The sequence below is a fragment of the Campylobacter showae CC57C genome, from assembly GCF_000344295.2.
Classification (GTDB): Bacteria; Campylobacterota; Campylobacteria; order Campylobacterales; family Campylobacteraceae; genus Campylobacter_A; species Campylobacter_A showae_B.
The window spans coordinates 1-5,260 of sequence record NZ_AOTD01000201.1; the positions used below are offsets into that span (position 1 = coordinate 1).

The window sequence follows — 5,260 nt, forward strand, 5'->3', positions numbered from 1 at the left end:
CGACATCAAAAATCGCGACCTAGAAAGTGCCGACAAACACTACACGGCTATGTCTAGCGAACACGTAGCTAGCCCGCTTTTGGAGCAAATGCTACTAATCCTAGCCCAAGCTCACGCTAATGACGAAGAGTATCTGATGGCAAATTTTTACCTAGACGAATACCTTAAAAGATACGGCGACAGCGGACCTAGAAGCGAATTTGCACAGTATCTAAAGATAAAAGCGAATTTTGATTCATTTTCACAACCCAATCGAAACCAAAAGCTAATGCAAGACAGTATCGCCGAGATAGAAAAATTTCTCTACATCTATCCAAACACCCAGTATCGCCCGCTGATCGAAACTATGCTTGTTAAATTTAAGCTCGCGATCTACAACCTGGACATGCAGATAGCCGATCTATACGAGCGCACGGGCAGGGACGAGTCGGCGCAAATTTATAAAGAAAAGGTGCAAGCATCGCCGCTAAACGACGCAAATATCGTGCTTCCGCAGCTTCCTTGGTATAGAAAAATGTTTGAATAGGAGCTAAATTTGCAAATTTACGAATCAAAAATGTTTCCGGCGCAGCTACCCGTCATCGTGGAGGACGAGTTATTTTTATATCCTTTTATGATCACGCCGCTTTTTTTGAGCGACGAGGAAAATATCGAAGCGCTAAATTTGGCCCTCGAGTCGCAGAGTCCCATCCTAGTCGTACCGACGAAAGCGCAAAACGAAGGCGCACGAGAATTTGACTCCATATACGACGCCGGCGTCATCGGCACCGTGATGAGGCGAGTACCGCTACCGGACGGCAGAGTGAAAATTTTATTTCAAGGCACGAGCAAGGGCCGCATAGTCTCAAGAGTATCCTCAAAGCCGCTGCAAGCCGTCGTAGACGTACTACATGAAAAAAGACCCGAAAACACCAAAAGCGACGCTCTGCTAACCGTGCTTCGCGAAAAGGTGCGAGATCTGGCCGCGCTTAGCCACTTTTTCCCGCCCGATCTTTTAAAAACGATAGAGGAGAGCGCCGAGCCCAGCCGCGTTTGTGATCTCATCTTAAGCTCGCTAAGACTAAAGAAAAAAACGGCGTACGAGTTTTTTATCGAGGAAAATTTGGAGCAAAAGCTACTAAAGCTAATCGACTACGTCATCGAGGAGATCGAGGCAAACAAGCTCCAGCGCGAGATAAAAAATAAAGTCCATTCAAGGATCGATAAGGTAAATAAGGAGTATTTCCTAAAAGAGCAGCTAAAGCAGATCCAGCAAGAGCTCGGCTCTGACACGAGCCGCGAGGAGGAGATCGAGGAGTACCGCAAGAAGCTGGAAGCTAAGAAAAAATTTATGGGCGAGGACGCGTATAAGGAGATAAAAAAGCAAATCGACAAGCTAGCTCGCATGCATCCAGACTCCGCCGACGCCAACACGACACAAAGCTACCTCGACTGGATTGTGGAAGTGCCGTTTGAAAATCTGGCCAACAAAAAACTAAGCGTACAAGAGGTCGCAAAGCAACTAAATGCCGACCACTACGGGCTTGAAAGGCCAAAAGATAGGATAGAGGAGTATTTTGCTCTGCGCGAGCTTTTGCAGCTGCGAGGCGTCGCGGGCAAGGTAAACAACGGCGCGATCTTGTGCTTTGCGGGGCCTCCAGGTGTTGGTAAAACAAGCCTAGCAAACTCCATCGCAAAGGCGCTAAAACGCGAGCTAGTGCGTGTGGCGCTGGGCGGTCTTGAGGATGTAAACGAGCTGCGCGGACACCGCCGTACCTACATCGGTGCGATGCCGGGTCGTATCGTGCAGGGTCTCATCGAAGCCAAGCAGATGAATCCGGTCGTCGTACTAGACGAGATCGACAAGGTCGGCAGGAGCTTTCGCGGCGATCCGACGGCTGTTCTGCTAGAGATTTTAGACCCCGAGCAAAATAACAAATTTAGGGATTATTATTTAAATTTTAATATCGACCTGAGCAAGGTCGTTTTCGTTGCGACGGCAAACGACGTGAGCGCCATACCGCCCGCACTTCGCGACAGGATGGAGTTTATCGAGCTTAGCTCATATACGCCGCAGGAAAAATTTGAGATTGCGAAAAAATATCTAATCCCTCAAGAGCTCAAAAAACATGGGCTAAAGCCTAGCGAAGTAACTCTAGGTAAAGACGTGCTAAGCCTCATCATCTCGGACTACACGCGAGAAAGCGGAGTGCGAAATCTGCGCCGCCGTCTAGCCGATATCTTTAGAAAAGCGGCAAAAAGACTACTCGAGGGCGAAGTGCAAAAGATAACCGTGACGACTAAAAATTTGAACGAGTTCTTAGAAAAGAAGGTCTTTGAGATCGAGCATGCAGACAAAAAACCGCAGATCGGCCAGGTAAACGGGCTGGCGTGGACGAGCGTGGGCGGCGATGTGCTAAAGATCGAAGCTATACGCATACAGGGAAAAGGCGGCCTGCAGATCACCGGCTCTTTGGGCGACGTGATGAAGGAGAGCGCGTATATCGCATTTAGCCTCGTTAAGGTACTAATCGATGCTAAAAAGATAAAAGTGCCTGCCAAAATCATCCCGAGCCTACCTGACGACGTCAAAGACGGCGTAAAAAAAGAGCCCAGCGCTAGCAAAGTATATCGTCGTTATGACTTGCACATTCACGTGCCAGAGGGTGCCACGCCAAAAGACGGACCGAGTGCTGGCATCACGATGGTGACAGCGATCGCCTCGATCCTAACGGATACCAAAGTGCGAAGCGACGTAGCAATGACGGGCGAGATCACGCTGAGCGGCCGCGTGCTACCTATCGGTGGACTAAAAGAAAAGCTTATCGCCGCGCATAAGGCTGGTATCAAAACCGCTCTGATACCGCGTAAAAACTATGAACGAGACCTGGGTGATATCCCGCAAGACGTCAAAAAAGACATGCAAATCATCCCAGTGGACGTCATCGAAGACGTGCTAAAAAATGCGTTCGTCACAAAGTAACTATGAAATTTGATTAAATTTAGCCTCGGTCACGAGGCTAAATTTCTACTTTAATATCCTTAAGATTATTTTTATATTTTGAAATCATTTTCTTATGTAATGCGTATACAAATCGGCTGGATGCTATGGTGGTATATTTTTTTGGTTGTCCATAAAATTTGAGTACTGATTTGTTGATATAAATTAGCTTGGATCTCGATGTTTCAAATTTGCAAACAATATTCTTGCATGTCGTATGCAAATATATTCTTGCACATATGCTACTTTGGTGTAAATTTATAAAATTTTAGTATGCAATGTTGGCCTAAAATTTAGCATAAAATATTTTTTGTATGCTTATAAAATTTAATCTCGTCAGCGGTATTACTGCTATATTATTTTTATAAGTTACAACTTTTAAGTAAAAATATTTGTATTGGAATTAAGTCTGAGAAAAGTGAAGGGTGTAAAATTTAGAAAAATTAAAAAGAAAAGATAAGCCCTAAAAAGGGCTTAAAAATTATAGTCCCTCAAAAGGATTGGTTACTACGTCGTCGCGATCAACTACGTAAGGTATCAAAGCTGCTTGGCGAGCGCGCTTGATAGCCTTTTCTACCATCTCTTGGTATTTTTTAGACGTTCCCGTTAGACGTCTTGGCATGATTTTAAATCTCTCTGACAAGCAGTACTTCAAAAGCGAAGTATCCTTATAGTCGATAAAATCTATCTTTGCCTCTGTAAATTTGCAGTATTTGCGTGAATATTTTCTTTTTTCAGCCATCGTTTTTTTCCTTAATTAAAATGGTATGGTTTCGTCGCCGTCATCGTATTTGTCGGCATCTATATCTATTTCTCGGACGTTATCGCCGTAGTATTCGTCTTTTGGCTGTTGCTTTTGTTGCTGCGGTTTATTCAAATTTTGCCTTTGCGCGCCGCTTTGAGCATAGCTATTTTGCTGATTTTGTCCGCCTTGATAGCCGCCGCCGTAGCTGTTATTTTGATAACCGCCTTGCTGATAGCCTTGATTACTATTTTGATTATATCCGCCTTGCTGTTGTCCTCCGCCTAGCATCTCCATATTTTCCACGCTGATCGTGTGTTTGCTTCTATTTTGTCCGTTGTTGTCTGTCCATTGGTCGAATTTTAAGCGACCCTCAACTAGAAGCTTTGAGCCTTTGGAAAGATATTGGTTTGCTATTTCCGCTTGTTTCCCGAAAAATGTTATGTCTATAAAGCACGTTTCTTCGCGTTTTTCGCCGTTCACGTTAAATTTTCTCGTTACGGCGATAGCGCTGTTGCCTATGGCTGCGCCCGCGGTCGTATATCTAAGCTCGATATCTCGTGTTAAATTTCCTACCAAAACGACTCTATTAAACATTTTTCGTCCTTATTCTTGCGCTGCTGGAGCTTCTTCTGCTTTGACTTTCGGTTCTTTTTTGTTTAGTTTGATGCCCTTGCTCATCTTTTCCCAAGCGGCGATCTCTTTTTTGTTTTCAAATTTGACCGTTAAGAATTTGATGATCTCTTCGGTGATTCTGATGATACGCTCGACTTCTGCGATAGCTTGAGTCGGAGCCTCGAAATACACGACGAAATAAGTTCCGCGCTCGTATTTTTTTACGGTATAGGCTAGCTTTCTAGTGCCCATAGATTGCACAGACGCGATATTTGCGCCGTTTTTGGTTAGGATTTCTTTAACGAAATCAACTTTTGCGCCTACTTCTTCTTCCGTCAAAGTAGGCTTCAAAATGAATAAAAGCTCGTAGTGCTTCATTGATTCTCCTTGTGGGTATTAAGCTCGCTTGCACGGTTGCAAACGGGCAAGGAAGTCTTTCGACAAGAGCTGATTTTATCTTTTTTTTACTTAATATTTGCTGTTTTTGCCGATAAGATTTTGCAGGCCCAGCACGCAGGAGAGTAGAAAGGTTTTTTTATCAAGCGCAGAGTTTGTTTTTAGCTCAAATTCCGCCAAATTTAACGCGGTAAAAATTTCCCTATACGCTTTTAAATTTACAGCCAGACACTGCCTTTTTAGTTCATTTGCGACGTTTGGCGGCGGCGCATAGCCGAGCGTTTCTTTTATATCAAATTTACCAGTTATTTTGATGCCGGCATGTAACTTAAAAAGTCTAAAAAACGCACGGTAAAGCGAGTTAATAAACAAAATTTCATTAAAATTTCCATCATCCGCGCAGGAGAAAAAATCGGCCCTGATATCTTTTAGCGCGATAAATTTATCAAAAAAATCGTCAAAACTCACGCTTGAGAGCGAAAAAACCAAGCTTCTCACGATATTTTCGTTTATGGGTTCGTTTAGAG

5 protein-coding genes and 1 pseudogene are annotated in these 5,260 nt (G+C 44.0%); 2 read left to right on the top strand and 4 right to left on the bottom strand.

The features are described 5' to 3' along the window. Together bamD and lon are read left to right on the top strand one after the other, a co-directional pair. Window positions 1-526: outer membrane protein assembly factor BamD (gene bamD, locus H740_RS07600; protein WP_002952958.1), on the top strand; the 526-nt coding region annotated here is incomplete at its 5' end. Between the two features lie 9 nt (window positions 527-535). Further along, window positions 536-2,962, top strand: a complete 2,427-nt coding sequence (lon, locus tag H740_RS07605; RefSeq protein ID WP_002952959.1) for an endopeptidase La — start codon at window positions 536-538, stop codon at window positions 2,960-2,962. A 499-nt stretch (window positions 2,963-3,461) separates the two neighbouring features. On the opposite strand, the gene rpsR is transcribed toward lon, so the two are convergent. The 4 genes and pseudogenes from rpsR to H740_RS07625 all read right to left on the bottom strand — a co-directional run. Then, window positions 3,462-3,722, bottom strand: coding sequence for a 30S ribosomal protein S18 (gene rpsR / locus H740_RS07610; RefSeq protein WP_002946417.1), 261 nt, complete (start codon window positions 3,720-3,722; stop codon window positions 3,462-3,464). Window positions 3,723-3,737: 15 nt separating this feature from the next. After that, window positions 3,738-4,319, bottom strand: a complete 582-nt coding sequence (locus tag H740_RS07615) for a single-stranded DNA-binding protein (protein ID WP_002952961.1) — start codon at window positions 4,317-4,319, stop codon at window positions 3,738-3,740. Window positions 4,320-4,328: 9 nt separating this feature from the next. After that, on the bottom strand, window positions 4,329-4,715 hold the full coding sequence (gene rpsF, locus H740_RS07620) for a 30S ribosomal protein S6 (protein ID WP_002952963.1): 387 nt from the start codon (window positions 4,713-4,715) through the stop codon (window positions 4,329-4,331). 90 nt (window positions 4,716-4,805) lie between these two features. Next, window positions 4,806-5,260, bottom strand: a pseudogene (locus H740_RS07625) (DNA polymerase III subunit delta); the annotation flags it as partial.

Coding starts and splice junctions, on each gene's coding strand:
- rpsR (WP_002946417.1), bottom strand. CDS start 3,722: ATGGCTGAAAAAAGAAAATATTCACGCAAATACTGCAAATTTACAGAG.
- H740_RS07615 (WP_002952961.1), bottom strand. CDS start 4,319: ATGTTTAATAGAGTCGTTTTGGTAGGAAATTTAACACGAGATATCGAG.
- rpsF (WP_002952963.1), bottom strand. CDS start 4,715: ATGAAGCACTACGAGCTTTTATTCATTTTGAAGCCTACTTTGACGGAA.